Here is a 20655-nt window from a genome sequence, read left to right on the forward strand (position 1 = left end):
TGGAGAGCTGAGATATGCAAGCCTTTCGTGCACACATTAGAAATAAATTACTGTTGATGTTAGTTTGCGCATTATCTGTGATCTTAATTACAGTATTTACTGGTTTTTCGTCAATGAACTCAGTGATGAATAATTATAGCGATACAGTGAACAGAGAAGCCGTCATTATGTTAGAAGTAGCTGACTTAAATGTGCAATTTAAGACTCAAGTGCAAGAATGGAAAAATACTTTAATTAGAGGCGCTGAACCCAAACAACTTGATAAGTACTGGGGACGTTTTAACGACTCAGCTGCACAAATCAAAAGTCATTACCAAGATTTGTTAACCATGATCGCTAAAGAGCATCCCGCCAGAGCACACATTCAAGAGTTTGCTAAGGTCTATCCGAATATGTTGGTTGCTTATCAACAAGGTTACGATAATTTTATTCGCTCAGATAAAAATATCCAAGTGGCAGATAAAAGTGTCAAAGGTATAGACCGCGCTCCCACCGAAAGTTTAAATTTAGCTGTGGCGGCAGTGAGTAAAAATATTTTGGGTTTTAAAACGTCTTCAATTAAAAAGTCTGACTCTACTTTAATGCTCACTCAAGTCAGTACCCTGACAATTATAATTTTGATCTTAGTAGCAGTAAGTTGGTTTATTAATAAAAAAGTCATATCCCCTTTAAAAATAATTAGCCGAGCGTCACAAACAATTGCTAAAGGTGATTTAACTAGCCATATTGAAAACACTAGCCAAGATGAAATTGGTCAAGTGGCCAAAAACTTCACGCTGATACAAGTCGGATTAAGCAAAGTATTAACATCAATAATCACTGATATTAGAGGCTTAGGGAGCATAATTGCCAACCTGTCTGCAGCCTTTGAAAGTGTTAAGATGGGATTGCAAAAACAAGTTGATGAATCCACTAGGCTGGCTGTGAATATGCAGCAACTGTCAAGTTCGAATGACTCTGTCAATCAAGCTATTTCTGATGCTAACGTTCTAGTGGGAGAGTGCGCAGAGTTAGCCGATGCCGGCCAATCTATGTTTAAAAATAATTTAGTCACTAGTCACAATATGTTGGATGCAACCAACCATGCATCGAGTATTGTCACAACCTTAAAAGCAGACTCAGATAGTATTGGTAATGTAGTTAATGTGATTAGCGGTATTGCTGATCAAACAAATTTGTTAGCCTTAAATGCGGCAATCGAGGCGGCTCGTGCAGGTGAATCGGGTAGGGGCTTTGCTGTTGTGGCAGATGAAGTGCGTAGTTTGGCCACAAAAACTCAGCAATCAACTCAACAGATATCTGAAAATATTGCTAAGTTGCAAAAAGCTGCGGATGCTGCGGTAGCTGCTATGAGTCATGGTAAAGAACAAGCAGAAGCAAGTTTATCACAAACCCAAGAATCGCAAGAGTTTGTCAATTCAATGACGCAAGTGATTAATAAAATTAGTGACTTACATGGTTTGATCGAACTAGAGATGACTCAACAGCAAGAGCAAACAGATACCATTAATTTAGCTTTATCGACAATTGAACAACAAAGTGAACAATCTCAGCAAGAAGCGTTAGTGGTAGACGATGCTTCAAAACAGCTAGCGAATATTTATAGTCATGTAGATATCGCCACGAAAGAATTAAAAATCCGCAGTTAATTCTTTTTATACGTTATTTCAACAGATACAAAAAAGGCTGCAACTTGCAGCCTTTTTAATTTAAAGAGTTTCTATTTACACTTCAAATGGATGACGTAATACAATGGTTTCGTTACGATCAGGGCCAGTAGAAATAATATCAATTGGCACGCCAGTTAATTCTTCTAGGCGTTTGATATAATTTTTAGCAGCTTGCGGTAACTCATCGTATTGAGTTACACCAAAAGAGTTTTCACTCCAACCAGGCATACTTTCGTACACTGGCGTAATTAACTCGTAACCATCAGCGGCCATTGGCGGCACATCTGAGATATTTCCTGCGGCATCTTTATAACCAGTACAAATGCTTAAGCTTTCTAGGCCATCTAATACGTCTAACTTAGTTAAACAGAAGCCGGTAATCGAATTAATTTGTACGGCGCGTTTCATAGCAACAGCATCAAACCAACCGGTACGACGTTTACGGCCAGTGGTGGCACCAAATTCATGGCCTTTAACACCTAAGTGTTGACCTACCTCACAATCAAGCTCTGTAGGGAAAGGGCCAGAACCTACGCGAGTGGTATAAGCTTTCACGATACCCAGTACGTAATCTAAGTGTAACGGACCAAACCCTGCGCCAGTTGCTACACCGCCTACAGTGGTATTTGAAGATGTGACATAAGGATAAGTTCCGTGGTCAATATCTAATAATGTACCTTGAGCGCCTTCAAACATGATGGCATCACCACGTAAACGTGCTTTATCTAAAACGTCGGTTACATCAACGACCATAGCTTTTAATATGTCAGCTACTGCTAACGCATCAGCTAATACTTTTTCATAACTAACAGGCTCAACTTTATAGTAGTTGGTTAACATGAAGTTATGGTATTCGAGGATGGTTTTAAGTTTTACTGCGAAGTCTTCAGGATTAAACAAATCACCCACACGTAAACCACGACGAGAGACTTTGTCTTCGTATGCAGGACCAATACCGCGACCTGTGGTACCAATTGCTTTTTTACCTAACGCTTTTTCACGAGCCATGTCTAGCTCAACGTGGTACGGCAAAATAAGTGGACAAGCTTCGCTGATACGTAAGCGTTCTTTTACTGGAACGCCACGTTCTTCTAACATTGCGGTTTCTTTTAGCAAAGCTTCTGGGCTAAGTACTACACCGTTACCTATGACACAAGTAACGTTTTCGCGCAAAATACCAGATGGAATTAAATGTAGGACAGTTTTTTCACCGTCAATTACAAGAGTGTGTCCAGCATTGTGACCGCCTTGATAACGAACAACATAGGTTGCTTGATCAGTGAGCAAATCAACAACCTTACCTTTACCCTCATCACCCCATTGGGTGCCGAGTACAACAACATTTTTAGCCATGAATAGAACGGAGTCAGAAAATTAGGCGAGGATTCTAACAAAAAACTATCATTAGCTAAATAGCAAAATAGCGCAAGTTATAATCAACTGGCTTATGGCTGTCATTACTTAACCTGAATTCTGGATAAGCCGAACCTCTCGATAACGCTCTTTTTGTGCCTAGCGGCGTTGGATTGTCTAGAAATAACACGTTATTACGTAGGACAATCCGCCTTGCTATACACGAAAAATTTCGTCACCGAGTAAGCATCCAGGTGAGGTGATTTGGGTGAATATTATTAAGTTATTGAATTGTCGTGATAAATTCAAATTAGACGATACTTCTTATCCAGAACTCAGGTTACTTATAATAAATATAATAGACTGACCAGACCGATAGTAACCAATACTCCACCTGTTGCTCTTAGTTGATTAACAGGCTGTTGTGATAAATTAGTTAAGAATTTTTGCCACTTATTGGCGAATAACATAGGCCCTACACCTTCAATAATCAGGACTATGGCAAAAGCGATAAGTATATTGTTGAGCAATTTAATTTGTCCTTAAGCAATGAAATTAAAGACAATATAACCTTATTATGAATGAAAGAGCTACAATCAAGTTCGTTGTAATTTTTTTGCACTTTTTTAATTATGTTAAATAGGCTGTATGGATAAAATCATTCAAGATCAAACATTGACTCAAAAAAATTTAAAACAAATCAGGCTACTGGCTGTCATTGGTGCAGCATTGCTCGCCTGTTTTATTTTTGTAGATTTACAATTATTGCCCATCACTCTGCAAAAAGTGTATATACAGTCTAGATTTTTGATCCAGTTACCAATCTGTGGGCTTTTTATAATAATTACCTTTGCGCCTTTTTATCCCAGAATTCATCAGTTTTCCATGTGTTTCACTATATTATGTGTCGTGTATGGCAATTATTGGCTGATACTTAGATGTTGGCAATTAGAGCAATTCTCATTTCCTTATGAAGGAACTGTAATTTACAGTTTGTTCGTTCTGTTTGTGTTTCGAATTAAATTTAAATACGCCTTATTTTTTGTTACTTGCACCTTAGCGGGATTTATCCTGCTTACTATGTCTTATCCTATTTATGGCGAAAGAAACTCAATCAGTTTGGCTTTTGTTTTATGCGGTTTAGTAGTTGGCTTGATGGGAGTTTATCAAATTGAAAATGTTTTTAAAAAACTGTTTTCTTTGAATACCCAACTTGCGCACTTGAGCCAGATAGACCAACTAACAAATCTGTTAAATCGGGGCACTTATGAAAGTCGTTTTACTCAACTACTTGAGTTGAGTAAGCGCAATGGCGCTAGCGTGTGCGTGTTCTTTATTGATTTAGATAACTTCAAAGCTTACAACGATGGTTATGGCCACTTAAAAGGTGATGAAATTATCAAATTGCAGGCCGATATGTTGCAGCAAATATTTCGTAGAAACACCGACATAATTGCCCGCTACGGTGGTGAAGAATACGTGGTAGTGACGGCAAACCTATCTGAAGAACAATGTATTGAAAGTGCGAATGAGATTATTAGTAGTTGGGAAAGTAAGAAAATGCCCCACGGTAAAGTGGCTCAAAGAGAATACGTTAGCTGTTCAGTGGGTTTTTACCGAGAAGAGGTCGATCAGTTTTCAAGCAAAGATAAGTTGGTGGCAAAAGCAGATGAAGCGCTTTATTTAGCTAAAGCGCAAGGTCGCAACCGATTTGTGCAAGCACAAAGTAATGTCAGCCTGATAAGTTGATCTGGCTTATATCTAAGTTTAATAAAGCAGACTATATATCTTACGACGATATTTAGACTTCAATGGGTCGCCGTCTGGTAATGCGTTGATCATATCTAAAGTGAATTTTTTCGCTTCACCAAAGTTTAAGTCTACCAATAACACCGACATAATTAGCTCTAGGGCTTCTTCTGTTTGGTTGGCTTGGTGTAATTGTATGGCCAGTTCAGTTTTTATTTCTAATGAATCCGGCTGCTCAGCTAATTTAGCTTGTAGTGCTTTTATTTCTGGGGATTCGGCGGCTTGTTCTGCTAATTCTATCTTACCTAAAATGCTTTTAAACAGCGCATCTTGATCTACTAATCCAATTGTATCTAGTAGCGCTTTAGCTGGTTTTAGTTGGCCGAGTTCAACTTGGCTGTCTGCTAATAGTAATTTGATATCAGCTCTTTCAGGGGCTAATTCGTTCGCTTGTTTTAGTAAAGGGTAGGCTTGTTGATAATCACCTGCTGTCACTAGTTCAGTTGCCTGCTGGTATAAGCCGTCTTCAACTTTAGGTAGATGTTTTTCTAGCAAAGCGACTATTTGTTCTTCGGTTTGTGGACCAGCAAAACCATCTAGTGGTTGGCCTTCTTTAACTAAGATAACTGTGGGTAATCCTTGTACACCAAATTGTCCGGCAATTTCTTGTTGTTGTTGGCAATCTACGCGAGCATGAATAAGGTTGTCACTAAATCTAGCGGCAACATTGGCTATTAAAGGTGCAATAGCGGCACTGGGCTCATATCCCTCAGCCCAAAACTCTACCATGACTATTTTAGATTGAGAGTCTTGTAGGATGACTTGCTGAAAGTTTTCTGGGGTGATGTTTACTATGTTGTTCATAATCCGGTCCAATTACCTAAGCTAGAATGGGTGATGGGGTCAAAAACATGAAACTCAAGTTTTGAGTTGTGATCCTATAATTATTACTACAGCTATTAATCTTGTTACCTGGTTCTTTTAAGTATTCTTGCGGTAATATATTTATTGGTTAGAACAGGTTTTTAACAAGCCATGTGTTTTTTGCTGCAACATTTTTTCGACAGGTTTGTAACTATATACAAACATAACAGTCAAATTGCATAGCATTTTTTGCTATTTATCACATTGTCAACAGCATTTGTTTAAAAAAAGTACAAAATTGTTGCCTAGATAGGCTTTTCAAGTTTGTAAAAAAACCTTAAACTTGCGCCCCTTTTTAACTCCTCGGACGTTTTTTGCACGATTTTAAAATATAGGTAATTATGCAGATTGGTCCATATGCGTTAGAAAACAATTTGATACTCGCTCCAATGGCAGGAGTCACTGATAGGCCTTTTAGACAATTATGTAAACGTCTAGGGGCAGGATTAGTGGTATCAGAAATGCTGTCTTCAAATCCTAGAGTATGGAACTCTGATAAGTCTAAACAAAGGATGGATCACCAAGGTGAAGACGGTGTGCGAGCAGTACAAATTGCGGGAGCTGATCCCCTATTAATGGCGCAAGCTGCCCAGTTCAATGTGAGCAATGGTGCACAGATTGTCGATATTAATATGGGCTGTCCAGCAAAAAAGGTAAACAAGAAGTTAGCAGGCTCTGCACTATTACAGGATCCTCTATTGGTTGAAAAAATCATTAGAGCTGTAGTTGCGGCAGTTGATGTGCCTGTTACATTAAAAATACGCACAGGCTGGGATGTTGAGAACCGTAATGGTGTAGATATAGCCAAAATTGCACAAGACAATGGAATTCAATCGTTAGCGGTGCATGGTCGCACCCGAGCCTGTATGTACAAAGGCAATGCAGAATACGACACCATTAAGGCTATTAAAAAAGCTGTGTCTATACCTGTTGTTGCCAACGGTGATATCACTTGTGCCCTTAAAGCAAAGCAAGTTTTAGAATTTACCGGAGCAGATGCTTTGATGATAGGTCGCGGAGCCCAGGGTCACCCTTGGATCTTTCGTGAAATATTACATTATCTGCAAACTGGCCAATTATTGGCTGCACCTAGTCTTGGCGAAGTGAGCAGTATTTTGCTTGAACACGTTGCCAATGTTCATCAGTTTTATGGTGAATTTCTGGGGTGCAGAATTGCCCGCAAACATGTGGGTTGGTATTTGGCCGAACAAGACCAGCAAAGACTGTTTCGTGCAAAGTTCAATGCTATTGAGGATGCTCAGCAGCAACTTGACGCGTTAAGCACGTATTTTGATAAATTGGTAGATGAACCAGCGTTTTCGCTAGTTTCGCCTACTGTGTAATGATGACTAACTAAAGAGCAAGATGTAATGTTCGAACAAAATGTAACTTCTCCGTTTACCACTACGGTAACTACTCCTTCGCAAACTCAGGCGCAGAAACCTCTTCGCGATTCAGTTAAACAGGCAGTTAACAAGTATCTTAAGCAACTTGATAACACTAATATCGAAAACTTATATGAGCTAGTAATGGCTGAAGTTGAAGCGCCTATGCTTGAAGAGATTATGACCTTTACACGTGGTAACCAAACTCGTGCATCTATCATGTTAGGTATCAATCGCGGTACTTTACGTAAAAAATTAAAACAATATGGCATGAACTAATCATAGCTATATTTAAAAGAGCACCTTAATGGTGCTCTTTTTGTTTGAGTTTCATATGACCAACTAGTCAAGAAAGTAGTCATTAAATAAGTATTTTTACCTTCTATAGTGGACAAGCATGCAAAACGTATCTCCTGTAAAAACTATTCGCCGCGCTTTATTGAGCGTATCTGATAAAACTGGACTTCTGGAATTTGCCCAATTTTTGGCAAGCCAAGGGGTTGAACTGCTTTCTACTGGCGGTACTGCAAAATTATTAAGCGATAATGGTTTAACCGTTATTGAAGCTTCAGAATATACTGGTCACCCTGAGATCATGGACGGTCGTGTAAAAACTTTACATCCAAAAATTCACGGTGGAATATTAGCTCGTCGTGGCCAAGACGAGCAGGTGATGGCAGACAACAACATTCAACCTATCGATTTAGTGGTAGTGAATCTTTATCCATTTGCTGCCACAGTGGCCAAAGAAGATTGCAGCCTTGAAGATGCAATTGAAAACATTGATATCGGTGGTCCGACTATGGTTCGTGCTGCAGCTAAGAATAACAATGACGTCACTATAGTCGTGAATGCTAAAGACTACGCTCGTGTTATCAGCGAAATGCAAGCTAATGAAAACTCTGTTACCCAAGGGACTCGCTTTGATTTAGCCATTGCTGCTTTTGAACATACTGCTGAATATGATGGCATGATTGCTAACTACTTTGGCGCTATGGTTGAGTCAGTTGCTTGTAAAGATGATTGTGGTCATCAACACAGTGAATTTCCTCGTACTTACAATATGCAATTTAGTAAAAAACAAGATTTACGCTACGGCGAAAATAGCCATCAAAATGCTGCATTTTATGTTGAGAACGATATTCAAGAAGCTTCTGTTGCTACAGCTGTGCAATTACAAGGTAAAGAATTATCTTTCAATAATATTGCTGATACAGATGCTGCGCTAGAATGTGTTAAAGAATTTGATGAGCCGGCTTGTGTCATTGTTAAACATGCCAACCCATGCGGTGTAGCGCTAGGTGATGATATTTTGAGTGCTTATAATCGCGCTTATCAAACAGACCCTACATCAGCCTTTGGTGGCATTATTGCTTTTAACCGTGAGTTGGACGCTGCTACAGCTCAAGCTATTGTTGACCGTCAATTTGTTGAAGTGATTATTGCTCCTGCGGTAAGTGAAGAAGCAGTCGCAGTGGTTGCGGCTAAGAAAAACGTTCGTTTATTGGCTTGTGGCAATTGGCAAGGTCAATTGACTGATGGTTTTGACTTTAAACGGGTTAATGGTGGGTTGTTGGTACAAGACCGTGACTTTGGTATGGTTGACGAAGATGACTTACAAGTAGTCACTGAAGTAAAACCCACAGAACAACAACTCAAAGACTTAATGTTTACTTGGAAAGTAGCTAAATACGTCAAATCAAATGCTATCGTTTATTGTAATGACGGTATGACTATTGGCGTTGGTGCTGGGCAAATGAGTCGTGTTTATTCGGCGAAAATTGCTGGTATTAAAGCGGCTGATGAAGGTTTGCAAGTACAAGGTTCTGTTATGGCTTCAGATGCATTCTTCCCATTCCGTGATGGTATTGATGCAGCGGCAGCTGCTGGTATAAGCGCTATCATTCAACCTGGCGGTTCAATGCGTGATCAAGAAGTGATTGATGCTGCAAATGAGCACGGTATTGCTATGGTGTTTACTGGTATGCGTCACTTTAAACATTAATTAAAGCTCTGTGGAATAAAAAACGGTGTTTAACGTATCCTATAGATTGTTAGACCCGTTTTTTGTTACCTAGTGAGGATATTCCAGTTACAATCATCTCAACTTTTCTGTTAACTAACTGAGATAATATTATGTTTAAACGTGCTGTTAAATCTGCATTGATCGTTTCTAGTGTCACTTTTACTTTATTGAGTTCTTCTTTCGCTTTTGCTGACGCTATAAGTGATGCGGTAAATAATCCAGATCGTCCAGCTGAACAAAGGTTGCGAGATGAATACCGTCATCCACAACAAACCTTACGTTTTTTCGATGTTAAACCAGACATGGCCGTGGCTGAAATAGCGCCAGGTGGTGGTTGGTATAGCCATATTCTTGCTCCATTGTTAAAAGATAACGGCACATTCTATGCCGCACATTTTTATGTATATGATGGTGCACCAGGCTATTACAGAAATTCATTAGAAGGTTTTAAGAAAAGTGTCGCCAATACACCTTCCTTACAGAACACAAAAATTACGGCTTTTCACCAAACTAAAGCTTTAGATTTTGCCCCTGCTGGCTCACTTGACCGTGTGTTAACTTTTCGTAATGTACATAACTGGTATATGCAAGGTGGACAAGACGGTATAGACAGCGCTTTTTCTAGTTTTTTTAAGGCCCTTAAAAAAGGTGGCGTATTAGGCGTAGTCGAACATAAATTACCAGAAAGTTTTTCTGATGATACTCAGAAAAAATCAGGCTATATGAAACAATCATTTGTAGTGGCCGCAGCTGAAAAAGCAGGGTTTAAATTAGTTGCACAGAGCCCTGTGAATTTGAATTCATTAGATACCTCTGATCATGAAAAAGGGGTCTGGACTTTACCTCCTTCATTACGTTTGGGTGAAAAAGACCAAGTTAAATATTTAGCCATAGGTGAAAGTTCACGTATGACATTAAAATTTGTAAAACCTTAAAAGTAAGAAAAGAGACATATGAAAATATTGATTATTGGTGGTGGTGGACGTGAACATGCTTTGGCATGGAAAGCCGCACAATCAGAAAAAGTATCTGAAGTGTATTTAGCGCCGGGTAATGCTGGTACTGCACTTGAAAATAAATTGATCAATGTAGATGTAGGCGCTGAAGATGTACCTGCTCTAGTTAATTTTGCTGAACAAGCTAATATTGATTTAACTATTGTAGGCCCAGAAGTTCCATTAGTGTTAGGTGTGGTTGATGCATTTCAAGCTAAAGGCATGAAAATATTTGGTCCTACTCAAGCGGCAGCACAGCTTGAAGGTTCGAAAGCATTCACTAAAGACTTTTTACAACGTCATAATATACCCACTGGTGAGTATCAGAACTTTACTGAAATCGACCCTGCAATAGCCTATGTACAAGAAAAAGGTGCACCTATCGTCATCAAAGCTGATGGCTTAGCCGCTGGTAAAGGCGTAATTGTAGCTATGACTTTGCAAGAAGCCGAAGATGCTATTCGTGATATGTTAGCCGGTAATGCTTTTGGTGAAGCAGGTTCTCGTGTGGTAATAGAAGAGTTTCTTGATGGTGAAGAAGCAAGTTTTATTGTTATGGTAGATGGCAAAAATGTCCTGCCTTTTGCAACAAGCCAAGATCACAAACGTGCATATAATAATGATGAAGGACCAAATACCGGTGGTATGGGGGCTTATTCACCAGCACCGGTAGTTACAGCTGAAATACACCAACGTGTTATGGACGAAGTAATATATCCAACAGTAAATGGCATGGCTAGCGAAGGTAATACCTATGTTGGTTTCTTATATGCTGGTTTGATGATTATGGCTGATGGCACACCAAAGGTGATTGAATACAATTGTCGTTTTGGTGATCCTGAGACCCAACCTATCATGTTGCGCTTACAGTCGGATCTTGTTGAACTAGTAGAAGCAGCACTTGATGGTAAGCTTGATCAAATACAAGCTGAATTCGATTCAAGAGCGTCGGTTGGTGTTGTACTCGCTGCTGGTGGTTACCCAGGTAGTTATAATAAAGGTGATGTTATTTCTGGTTTGGAACTTGGTAATAAAGAAGCCAAGGTATTTCATGCTGGTACTAAAACAATTGATGGTAATGTGACTACTAATGGCGGTAGGGTACTTTGTGCTACAGCTCTAGGGAATACTGTAACCGAAGCACAACATAATGCTTACGAATTAGTCAAAACGATTAGTTGGAAAGATATGTTCCATCGTGATGATATTGCTTACCGAGCAATAGCCAGAGAACAAAAAGCTTAAATCTCATATTTACGCACTGAAAATAAAAAATCCAGTCACTTCACAGTCACTGGATTTTTTATTAATTGAACTTAGATATAGAGTGAATAACCCTGTTAGTAGAAAGTTACTCTTCCTCTACTTTTTCTTTAGCTAGCCTAACTTTTAATGTTCTCTCTTGGAAACTAGAATCATTTAAGTTCTTAATAGCTTTGTTGGCACCTTTCGCATCCATTTCTACAAAACCGTAACCTTTACGCTTTCCTGTTCTACGGTCTTTCATTAAACGTACAGAAACAACAGAACCCTGTTGTTCAAAATGTTCTTGTACAGCTTGCTCATTTGCGCGATAAGGGAGATTACCTACGTACAAAGTTGATATCTCTTGTGGAGCATCAGAACTAGTCGTTTCTGTAGTGTTAAAAAGTCCGATTAATAAAGGAACTATTAACCCACCAATCAACACGCCAATAACAGCGGCTAGTTGGTTTGAAATATCTGCGGCAACTAAAGGAAGAAGTACATAGAGGACTACGGCGAAAATAACCGTAATGATAAAGTTTAAGATAAAAGATGGTTTCATTTATTAAATACCTAAAAAATTTATGATTATAAGAATAAGATAAAGCCCCTCCATGTTACTCAATTATTAAACAATCGCAAATAGTTACATTCTTTAAGCCTGTATATAGAGTGATTTGTTGTTTTTATAAGCGTAAAACAAGTTAATTGGTTGATATCTAAGCAGTCAGTTAAAAAGATCAAAAAAGGGGTTGCAAGGTGGGAGGTTATCTCTATAATGCGCCTCTCGCTTCGGGGAGGTCAGTTAAAACGACTTACCGAGACAGGATTTATCAAGTATAAATGTTGTGGTTGTGATGCTCTAAGAGTGTTGTGGTTAGCGGGATGCAACAGGATGGTTAGTTTAAAATAAAATAAAATAAATTAAATTATTATGTTGACATTGAAATAAGAGAGCGTATTATACGCCTCCCGCTTAAGAGGGTCTTCGGACAGTATCTAAAGCGAGACTTCTTCGGAAGTGGCTACTGAGGTAGCAATGTTCTTTAACAATTAATAACAAGACAATCTGTGTGGACACTCACGAAGTGAGCGTTCACCAAAAAAAATTCATATTTTCAAAAATATTTAATTGAAGAGTTTGATCATGGCTCAGATTGAACGCTGGCGGCAGGCCTAACACATGCAAGTCGAACGGAAACATGTCTAGCTTGCTAGATGATGTCGAGTGGCGGACGGGTGAGTAATACTTAGGAATATGCCTTTGTGTGGGGGATAACTATTGGAAACGATAGCTAATACCGCATAATGTCTACGGACCAAAGGGGGCTTCGGCTCCCGCGCAAAGAGTAGCCTAAGCGAGATTAGCTAGTTGGTGTGGTAAAGGCTCACCAAGGCGACGATCTCTAGCTGTTCTGAGAGGAAGATCAGCCACACTGGAACTGAGACACGGTCCAGACTCCTACGGGAGGCAGCAGTGGGGAATATTGCACAATGGGGGAAACCCTGATGCAGCCATGCCGCGTGTGTGAAGAAGGCCTTCGGGTTGTAAAGCACTTTCAGTTGTGAGGAAAGGTTTGCGGTTAATACCCGTAAGCTGTGACGTTAGCAACAGAAGAAGGACCGGCTAACTCCGTGCCAGCAGCCGCGGTAATACGGAGGGTCCGAGCGTTAATCGGAATTACTGGGCGTAAAGCGCACGCAGGCGGTTTGTTAAGCTAGATGTGAAAGCCCCGGGCTCAACCTGGGAATAGCATTTAGAACTGGCAGACTAGAGTCTTGGAGAGGGGAGTGGAATTCCAGGTGTAGCGGTGAAATGCGTAGATATCTGGAGGAACATCAGTGGCGAAGGCGACTCCCTGGCCAAAGACTGACGCTCATGTGCGAAAGTGTGGGTAGCGAACAGGATTAGATACCCTGGTAGTCCACACCGTAAACGCTGTCTACTAGCTGTTTGTGGATTTAATCCGTGAGTAGCGTAGCTAACGCGATAAGTAGACCGCCTGGGGAGTACGGCCGCAAGGTTAAAACTCAAATGAATTGACGGGGGCCCGCACAAGCGGTGGAGCATGTGGTTTAATTCGATGCAACGCGAAGAACCTTACCTACTCTTGACATACAGAGAATTTAGCAGAGATGCTTTAGTGCCTTCGGGAACTCTGATACAGGTGCTGCATGGCTGTCGTCAGCTCGTGTCGTGAGATGTTGGGTTAAGTCCCGCAACGAGCGCAACCCTTGTCCTTAGTTGCCAGCCTTAAGTTGGGCACTCTAAGGAGACTGCCGGTGACAAACCGGAGGAAGGTGGGGACGACGTCAAGTCATCATGGCCCTTACGAGTAGGGCTACACACGTGCTACAATGGCGAGTACAGAGGGAAGCGAACCTGCGAGGGTAAGCGGATCCCTTAAAGCTCGTCGTAGTCCGGATTGGAGTCTGCAACTCGACTCCATGAAGTCGGAATCGCTAGTAATCGCAAATCAGAATGTTGCGGTGAATACGTTCCCGGGCCTTGTACACACCGCCCGTCACACCATGGGAGTGGGTTGCAAAAGAAGTAGCTAGTCTAACCTTCGGGAGGACGGTTACCACTTTGTGATTCATGACTGGGGTGAAGTCGTAACAAGGTAACCCTAGGGGAACCTGGGGTTGGATCACCTCCTTACTATTACGGCGAACCTTGCTTCGTTGAGTGTTCACACAGATTGTTTTGTTGTTGATAAGAAAGAGCAAAAAGAAGTGCTTGGGTAACAAGTCACTATAGTGTTTTTGCGTAAGCGAAAACATAAAATAGGCTTGTAGCTCAGCTGGTTAGAGCGCACCCCTGATAAGGGTGAGGTCGGCAGTTCAAGTCTGCCCAAGCCTACCAAATCTTTCCTACTCTGCGTTGAATGACGCGTTGTGTGCGGTGCACACGGCCTAATTATTCGCCTTGATTAGAAAAGGTTAGTAAATACCTGCTTTATGCGGGGCCATAGCTCAGCTGGGAGAGAGCGCCTGCCTTGCACGCAGGAGGTCAGCAGTTCGATCCTGCTTGGCTCCACCACTTTACGTGGTAGATGATTTGCTCAAGAGATTAAGTAACCTTAATCAATGTGTACTGTTTCGATATAAATAGTATTTATTGATTAGGGTTTTTTAAACCTTAAATGTTCTTTAACAATATGGAAAGCTGATAAAAAAAGTAATCGAAAACAAAAAGAGTACTCTTTAAGAGCTTACTCTATCTGATTTTTATGATTAGTACTTGTCACGCATACAACAGCGACGTTCTTTAAATTTATTTAAAGGATAAGCACCTAACTTTGGATAAAAGGCCAAAGGGTGGACGAGTTGTTTGATTTATCTCTGACGTTACTGAGGTGAAACAAGCAACGTGTCATTACGTCAGTAATGAAGAGGTCATTTGGGGTTGTATGGTTAAGTGACTAAGCGTATACGGTGGATGCCTAGGCAGTTAGAGGCGATGAAGGACGTGTAAGTCTGCGATAAGCTGTGGGGAGCCGACAAAATGCTTTGATCCACAGATTTCCGAATGGGGGAACCCAGTCCTTAGGGACTATCTGCAACTGAATACATAGGTTGTAGAAGCGAACGAGGGAACTGAAACATCTAAGTTACCCTTAGGAAAAGAAATCAACAGAGATTCCCCTAGTAGCGGCGAGCGAACGGGGAGTAGCCGAGTAGTAATGAAGTAGCAGAATGTGTTGGAAAGCACAACGATACAGGGTGATAGTCCCGTATGTGAAGCGTCATTATTGCCATATTAAGTAGGTCGGGACACGTGTTATCTTGACTGAAGATGGGGGGACCATCCTCCAAGGCTAAATACTCCTAACTGACCGATAGTGAACCAGTACCGTGAGGGAAAGGCGAAAAGAACCCCTGTGAGGGAGTGAAATAGAACCTGAAACCGTATACGTACAAGCAGTAGGAGCAGGAGTTTACTCTTGTGACTGCGTACCTTTTGTATAATGGGTCAGCGACTTATATTTAGTAGCAAGGTTAACCGAATAGGGGAGCCGTAGCGAAAGCGAGTGTTAACTGCGCGTTTAGTTGCTAGGTATAGACCCGAAACCCGGTGATCTAGCATGGGCAGGTTGAAGGTTGAGTAACATCAACTGGAGGACCGAACCGACTAACGTTGAAAAGTTAGCGGATGACTTGTGGCTGGGGGTGAAAGGCCAATCAAACCGGGAGATAGCTGGTTCTCCCGCGAAAGCTATTTAGGTAGCGCCTCGGACGAATACCACAGGGGGTAGAGCACTGTTAAGGCTAGGGGGTCATCCCGACTTACTACCAACCCTTTGCAAACTCCGAATACCTGTGAGTACTATCCGGGAGACACACGGCGGGTGCTAACGTCCGTCGTGAAGAGGGAAACAACCCAGACCGCCAGCTAAGGTCCCTAAATATTACTAAGTGGGAAACGAAGTGGGAAGGCTAAGACAGCTAGGAGGTTGCTTAGAAGCAGCCACCCTTTAAAGAAAGCGTAATAGCTCACTAGTCGAGTCGGCCTGCGCGGAAGATGTACGGGGCTAAGTAATATACCGAAGCTGCGGACGCAACTTATGTTTGCGTGGTAGGGGAGCGTTGTGTAAGTGGCTGAAGGTGAACTGAGAGGTTTGCTGGACATATCACAAGTGCGATGCTGACATGAGTAACGATAATGGGGGTGAAAACCCCCACGCCGGAAGACCAAGGTTTCCTGTCCATGCTAATCAGGGCAGGGTAAGTCGGCCCCTAAGGCGAGGCAGAAATGCGTAGTCGATGGGAAACGGATTAATATTTCCGTACTTGGTATATCAGTGAAGGGGGGACGGAGAAAGTTATGCAAGCCTAGCGTTGGTTGTCTAGGTGAAAGTGCGTAGGGTTGAATTTTAGGTAAATCCGGAATTCTACATGCCTGAGACACGAGACGAACACTACGGTGTTGAAGTTGCAAATACTCTGCTTCCAGGAAAAGCCTCTAAACTTATGAATATCGAACCGTACCCCAAACCGACACAGGTGGTCAGTAGAGAATACTAAGGCGCTTGAGAGAACTCGGGTGAAGGAACTCGGCAAAATCGTACCGTAACTTCGGGAGAAGGTACGCCGCTGATTGTGATTGGACTTGCTTCATGAGCGATTGGCGGCCGCAGTGAAATGGTGGCTGGAACTGTTTATTAAAAACACAGCACTGTGCTAAATCGAAAGATGACGTATACGGTGTGACGCCTGCCCCGGTGCCAGGAAGGTTAATTGATGGGGTTAGCTTCGGCGAAGCTCTTGATCGAAGCCCCGTACAAACGGCGGCCGTAACTATAACGGTCCTAAGGTAGCGAAATTCCTTGTCGGGTAAGTTCCGACCTGCACGAATGGCGTAATCATGGCCACGCTGTCTCCACCCGAGACTCAGTGAAATTGAAATCGCAGTGAAGATGCTGTGTACCCGCACCTAGACGGAAAGACCCCGTGAACCTTTACTTATAGCTTGGCACTGAACATTGACCCTACATGTGTAGGATAGGTGGGAGACTTTGAAGCGTTGTCGCCAGATGACGTGGAGTCTACCTTGAAATACCACCCTTGTAGGTTTGATGTTCTAACATTGTTCCCTTATCGGGAATGTGGACAGTGTCTGGTGGGTAGTTTGACTGGGGCGGTCTCCTCCCAAAGCGTAACGGAGGAGCACGAAGGTTGGCTAATCCTGGTCGGACATCAGGAGGTTAGTGCAATGGCATAAGCCAGCTTAACTGCGAGACAGACACGTCGAGCAGGTACGAAAGTAGGTCATAGTGATCCGGTGGTTCTGAATGGAAGGGCCATCGCTCAACGGATAAAAGGTACTCCGGGGATAACAGGCTGATACCGCCCAAGAGTTCATATCGACGGCGGTGTTTGGCACCTCGATGTCGGCTCATCACATCCTGGGGCTGAAGTCGGTCCCAAGGGTATGGCTGTTCGCCATTTAAAGTGGTACGCGAGCTGGGTTTAGAACGTCGTGAGACAGTTCGGTCCCTATCTGGTGTGGGCGTTGGATGATTGAGGGGAGCTGCTCCTAGTACGAGAGGACCGGAGTGGACGAACCGCTGGTGTTCGGGTTGTTTTGCCAAAGGCATTGCCCGGTAGCTACGTTCGGAATCGATAAGCGCTGAAAGCATCTAAGCGCGAAGCGAGCCCCAAGATGAGTCATCCCTGTACGTTTAACGTACCTAAAGGGTTGTTGAAGACTACGACGTTGATAGGCAGGGTGTGGAAGCGTAGCAATGCGTTGAGCTAACCTGTACTAATTGCCCGTGAGGCTTAACCATACAACGCCCAAGTGGCTTTTTGTAAACGCGCTAATCGCGCTATCGTGATATTATGCTGCTCTTGATATAAAGAGTGGGCAAGGGGACCTTGCTGACATAATATCTACTCGCTAAAGGAAAAGCGAAGATAAGCGAAGCAGTTTATAAGAATCATAAAGCGTAATATGAGTGACAAGACAACATCATAGAAATAGAGTAAGACTAAGAGCTTTTTAGCCTCGATTATTTGGTCAATAAGACCTCAGCTTTTACATATTGATAAGAACATACCAGTTTTTGTCTGGCGGCCATAGCGATGCGGTCCCACCTGATCCCATTCCGAACTCAGAAGTGAAACGCATTAGCGGCGATGGTAGTTTGGGGTTTCCCCATGCGAGAGTAGCACACTGCCAGACTCCTATTTAAGTACTAAGCCACCTCATTGAGGTGGCTTTTTGCGTTTCTAGGGTTTGAAACATAGTCATTACTTTTGAATAGAAGAGTAAGCGTCCGGTAAACCACACCTAGTCATTAAGGTTTGTTAATTTGAAAATACCTTCCCATTATTAAGGAGAGGTATTATGAAGCATAGAACACTAGATGAGTGGCGAGAGTTGATTTCCCAACAACAATCAAGTGGCTTAGCCATTATTGATTTCTGTCGAGAGCACAGGCTTAGCACATCGAGTTTTTATAAATTTCGTGGGCAATTATACCAATCACGATAATTAATTTCCCACCTGTGCCCAATTTCTGGCGCACAATTTGATAACCTTTTCTTTATCGCTGATAAAGTTATTCCATGCCCGACTGCATTGTATGACAATATCCTCATAGCTATCAAAGCATTGATTGGCCAACTCATTTTGCCTAAGCCATTGCCATACCTGCTCGATTGGGTTTAGCTCTGGAGAATAGGGCGGAAGCTTGATGATACTCACGTTATCCAGGTCATGCGCAATATCGTCTGTATGCCAACCCGCACCATCCATAATCACTACTGCATAGCGATCCAGTTGTGTGCGATTTGATATTAATTGTAAATGTTGTCTCATAATGTCTTTGTTCACCACAGGGGTTATCAAGGCTTCTGTTTCACCTGTCGCTGGGCATACAGCCCCAAATAAATGCGCATACTCAAACTGTTGTTGCTTGACCGCTCTAGGGCGACTACCTTTGTTCGCCCATAAACGTGTAGTGGTGTTCTGTTGACCTATTCTAGCCTCATCTTGAAACCAAATATCGACTTTATCCAGTGTGACATGGCCTGGGATCAATTTGATCGTTTCAATCTGCAGTTTTTTTAAACTCGTCTTGAGCTTCTTGGGACTGCTTAGGGTGCTTAGAGCGACTGGTTATCCAAGAAAACCCTAGCTGATGCAGTAGACGATATATGTTAGTCAGGCCATAGGTAATACCAAATTCTTGCTTCACATAGTCAATGATGAGTGTGCCTTTGAGCCTTCTACCATCAGGTTTTATGGCATGAGACTCAATGTAAATTTTCAACGTCTGCAGTTGCTCAGCTGATAAAGCACAAGGCCGACCAGAGCGCGGCTTTTCCTTTAATCCGTCCAAACCATCTTGGTTGAAGCGCTTCACCCACTCATTCACCATTCTACGGCTGACGTGCAGATACCGAGCCGCTTGCGTGCGATTAACGCCTTGTAGAATATGTGAAAGGGCCATTAATCTGACTCGCATCCGAGCATTTTTTTCCTTCGCTATGAGTGTCGAAAAATCGATATTTTTTAAGCTATGCATGAGAAGAATTAAGATAAGAATACATAACTCAATTAGATCACAAACTTAGTGAAAATGGTATTATTGCATTATTCAATGCTGTTTTTGTCAATTCCGCGTTAGGCTTTGTCGATAATGCATAACCCACGATTTCTTTAGTTGATAGATCTAAGACACATGCTAAATAGCTCCAGCCATGATGATGTCTGATATAGGTTATATCGCCAACCCAATGAGTATTATAGGTATCAGGACTAAACTGTCGCTTGAGTAAATTGGGCGCATATTTATGTTCAACACCTGAATCTGGATAATAATGTTTCTTCTTAGGCCTAATCGCCTTTATGTTTAGTTTTTTCATGAGTGTAGCCGTTTTATATAAACCAATGTTGTGGTCTAGCGCATTCAGTTCAACCTGCATTCTGCGCTTACCATAAGTATTTCCTGTCACTTCTGCTATCGACTGAATCGATGATGCAATATCATCGCTATTAGGAGGCCTAGGGTGGTAATAATAACGGCTACTACTCACTTCAAATAAACGACATAACTCGGTGGTGGTATAGCCAAGTTGAGCTTTCTTCATTTCTTTCATTACATTAAGTCTGGATTGTTGCGTATGAAGAAAGCGGTGGCTTTTTTTAATATTTCATTATCCCTTAATGCTCGCTTAAGTTGCGTTTCTAACGCTTGGATCCTTTGCTGCTCATCTGTTAATGCCTTGGTGTTTTCTGGTGTAACACCCTGCAACTCAGATTGATATTGACGCTTCCAACGTGATACGGCTGATCTGCCTGCACCTGATATTTCTTCAACCTGTTTATTGGTATACCCATCTTCTACCATCAATTTGGCGTATTCTAATTTCTGTTTCGGGGTGAAGGTTACTTTTGCTTTTCTAGTCATGTTAATACCTACGAGATTTTGTTTATTTTAAGCTATAAATCTCTCCAGTTTCATTAAACCATTACACCTTAATAGGTGGCCTTTTTTTTGCTTTGATAACTTTTTAGGTCGGAGTGGGCACATCCCTGATGAAACTCACCCAAATATGACATCCTTGTCATATTGAAAATACCTAGCCGAGCAGTGCTCGTCTCAATACGGTATTTTCCCCTGATGATATGCACCCAATCCCAACATCCATGTGATATTGTGTTCTGTCTAGTTAAATCTTAATTAGTGATCACATTAAGCTACTTCTAGAGCACATTTTTAAATGGATTGGTATAACAAGTATAGTTCAAGCTATATATTAACAATATAATTCAATAGCTTAATCACATTCGGTCA

The 20655-nt window shown here is 41.8% G+C and carries 13 protein-coding genes, 2 tRNA genes, 3 rRNA genes and 1 pseudogene; 13 read left to right on the forward strand and 6 right to left on the reverse strand.

The window, feature by feature from the left end:
- The first annotated feature begins 14 nt into the window (after positions 1–14).
- Positions 15–1649, forward strand: coding sequence for a methyl-accepting chemotaxis protein (locus GQR87_RS00360; protein ID WP_158965451.1), 1635 nt, complete (start codon positions 15–17; stop codon positions 1647–1649).
- Between the two features lie 75 nt (positions 1650–1724).
- On the opposite strand, the gene GQR87_RS00365 is transcribed toward GQR87_RS00360, so the two are convergent.
- Together GQR87_RS00365 and GQR87_RS00370 are read right to left on the reverse strand one after the other, a co-directional pair.
- Complete coding sequence (locus GQR87_RS00365; RefSeq protein ID WP_158965453.1) at positions 1725–3023, reverse strand: adenylosuccinate synthase; 1299 nt, start codon at positions 3021–3023, stop codon at positions 1725–1727.
- Between the two features lie 344 nt (positions 3024–3367).
- A complete protein-coding gene (locus GQR87_RS00370; RefSeq protein ID WP_199271665.1) occupies positions 3368–3553 on the reverse strand; it encodes a DUF2065 domain-containing protein in 186 nt (61 codons plus the stop codon).
- A gap of 118 nt (positions 3554–3671) precedes the next feature.
- On the opposite strand from GQR87_RS00370, the gene GQR87_RS00375 reads away from it, so the two are divergent.
- Positions 3672–4772: a GGDEF domain-containing protein gene (locus tag GQR87_RS00375; protein ID WP_158965455.1), complete on the forward strand. Its 1101-nt coding sequence runs from the start codon at positions 3672–3674 to the stop codon at positions 4770–4772.
- Positions 4773–4790: 18 nt separating this feature from the next.
- On the opposite strand, the gene GQR87_RS00380 is transcribed toward GQR87_RS00375, so the two are convergent.
- Positions 4791–5636: a tetratricopeptide repeat protein gene (locus tag GQR87_RS00380; RefSeq protein WP_158965457.1), complete on the reverse strand. Its 846-nt coding sequence runs from the start codon at positions 5634–5636 to the stop codon at positions 4791–4793.
- 401 nt (positions 5637–6037) lie between these two features.
- Here GQR87_RS00380 and dusB point away from each other — a divergent pair, with 401 nt between their 5' ends.
- The 5 genes from dusB to purD all read left to right on the forward strand — a co-directional run bounded on the left by dusB (position 6038) and on the right by purD (position 11347).
- A complete protein-coding gene (dusB, locus tag GQR87_RS00385; protein ID WP_158965459.1) occupies positions 6038–7039 on the forward strand; it encodes a tRNA dihydrouridine synthase DusB in 1002 nt (333 codons plus the stop codon).
- A 27-nt stretch (positions 7040–7066) separates the two neighbouring features.
- Positions 7067–7360, forward strand: a complete 294-nt coding sequence (gene fis / locus GQR87_RS00390) for a DNA-binding transcriptional regulator Fis (protein ID WP_133469908.1) — start codon at positions 7067–7069, stop codon at positions 7358–7360.
- Positions 7361–7478: 118 nt separating this feature from the next.
- Positions 7479–9086, forward strand: a complete 1608-nt coding sequence (gene purH / locus GQR87_RS00395) for a bifunctional phosphoribosylaminoimidazolecarboxamide formyltransferase/IMP cyclohydrolase (protein WP_158965461.1) — start codon at positions 7479–7481, stop codon at positions 9084–9086.
- A 131-nt stretch (positions 9087–9217) separates the two neighbouring features.
- Entirely contained in the window at positions 9218–10042 is an 825-nt protein-coding gene (locus GQR87_RS00400; protein WP_158965463.1) for a class I SAM-dependent methyltransferase, read from the forward strand.
- An 18-nt stretch (positions 10043–10060) separates the two neighbouring features.
- On the forward strand, positions 10061–11347 hold the full coding sequence (gene purD / locus GQR87_RS00405) for a phosphoribosylamine--glycine ligase (protein ID WP_158965465.1): 1287 nt from the start codon (positions 10061–10063) through the stop codon (positions 11345–11347).
- Positions 11348–11453: 106 nt separating this feature from the next.
- On the opposite strand, the gene GQR87_RS00410 is transcribed toward purD, so the two are convergent.
- Entirely contained in the window at positions 11454–11909 is a 456-nt protein-coding gene (locus tag GQR87_RS00410; protein WP_158965467.1) for an RNA-binding protein, read from the reverse strand.
- A gap of 567 nt (positions 11910–12476) precedes the next feature.
- Between GQR87_RS00410 and GQR87_RS00415 the strand changes: the two genes are divergently transcribed.
- The 6 genes from GQR87_RS00415 (at position 12477) to GQR87_RS00440 (ending at position 18347) form a co-directional block, all read left to right on the forward strand.
- Positions 12477–14009, forward strand: a 16S ribosomal RNA gene (locus GQR87_RS00415).
- A gap of 127 nt (positions 14010–14136) precedes the next feature.
- Positions 14137–14213, forward strand: a tRNA-Ile gene (locus GQR87_RS00420).
- A 99-nt stretch (positions 14214–14312) separates the two neighbouring features.
- Positions 14313–14390, forward strand: a tRNA-Ala gene (locus tag GQR87_RS00425).
- Between the two features lie 372 nt (positions 14391–14762).
- Positions 14763–17640: ribosomal RNA gene (locus GQR87_RS00430) — 23S ribosomal RNA — on the forward strand.
- A gap of 279 nt (positions 17641–17919) precedes the next feature.
- Positions 17920–18035: ribosomal RNA gene (rrf, locus tag GQR87_RS00435) — 5S ribosomal RNA — on the forward strand.
- The 16S, 23S and 5S rRNA genes sit together here with 2 tRNA genes alongside, the layout of an rRNA operon.
- Before the next feature lie 165 nt (positions 18036–18200).
- Entirely contained in the window at positions 18201–18347 is a 147-nt protein-coding gene (locus GQR87_RS00440) for a hypothetical protein (RefSeq protein WP_158965469.1), read from the forward strand.
- Here the strand turns inward: GQR87_RS00440 and GQR87_RS00445 are convergent.
- Both GQR87_RS00445 and GQR87_RS22255 read right to left on the reverse strand, forming a co-directional pair.
- A protein-coding gene (locus GQR87_RS00445) for an IS630 family transposase (RefSeq protein WP_158965471.1) occupies positions 18348–19383 on the reverse strand; the annotation gives its coding sequence in 2 pieces (ribosomal slippage) (positions 18348–18923 and positions 18925–19383; 1035 coding nt in all). It lies immediately after the preceding gene.
- A gap of 61 nt (positions 19384–19444) precedes the next feature.
- A pseudogene (locus GQR87_RS22255) lies at positions 19445–20268 on the reverse strand (IS3 family transposase); the annotation flags it as partial.
- Between the last annotated feature and the right edge of the window lie 387 nt (positions 20269–20655).

It is taken from the genome of Paraglaciecola sp. L3A3, from assembly GCF_009796765.1.
In the GTDB taxonomy this organism is placed as follows: domain Bacteria; phylum Pseudomonadota; class Gammaproteobacteria; order Enterobacterales; family Alteromonadaceae; genus Paraglaciecola.

What these genes read in the sequence shown, in the direction of transcription:
- GQR87_RS00360 (WP_158965451.1), top strand. Translation starts at nt 15, where the DNA reads ATGCAAGCCTTTCGTGCACACATTAGAAATAAATTACTGTTGATGTTA.
- GQR87_RS00365 (WP_158965453.1), bottom strand. Translation starts at nt 3,023, where the DNA reads ATGGCTAAAAATGTTGTTGTACTCGGCACCCAATGGGGTGATGAGGGT.
- GQR87_RS00375 (WP_158965455.1), top strand. Translation starts at nt 3,672, where the DNA reads ATGGATAAAATCATTCAAGATCAAACATTGACTCAAAAAAATTTAAAA.
- GQR87_RS00380 (WP_158965457.1), bottom strand. Translation starts at nt 5,636, where the DNA reads ATGAACAACATAGTAAACATCACCCCAGAAAACTTTCAGCAAGTCATC.
- dusB (WP_158965459.1), top strand. Translation starts at nt 6,038, where the DNA reads ATGCAGATTGGTCCATATGCGTTAGAAAACAATTTGATACTCGCTCCA.
- fis (WP_133469908.1), top strand. Translation starts at nt 7,067, where the DNA reads ATGTTCGAACAAAATGTAACTTCTCCGTTTACCACTACGGTAACTACT.
- purH (WP_158965461.1), top strand. Translation starts at nt 7,479, where the DNA reads ATGCAAAACGTATCTCCTGTAAAAACTATTCGCCGCGCTTTATTGAGC.
- GQR87_RS00400 (WP_158965463.1), top strand. Translation starts at nt 9,218, where the DNA reads ATGTTTAAACGTGCTGTTAAATCTGCATTGATCGTTTCTAGTGTCACT.
- purD (WP_158965465.1), top strand. Translation starts at nt 10,061, where the DNA reads ATGAAAATATTGATTATTGGTGGTGGTGGACGTGAACATGCTTTGGCA.
- GQR87_RS00410 (WP_158965467.1), bottom strand. Translation starts at nt 11,909, where the DNA reads ATGAAACCATCTTTTATCTTAAACTTTATCATTACGGTTATTTTCGCC.
- GQR87_RS00440 (WP_158965469.1), top strand. Translation starts at nt 18,201, where the DNA reads ATGAAGCATAGAACACTAGATGAGTGGCGAGAGTTGATTTCCCAACAA.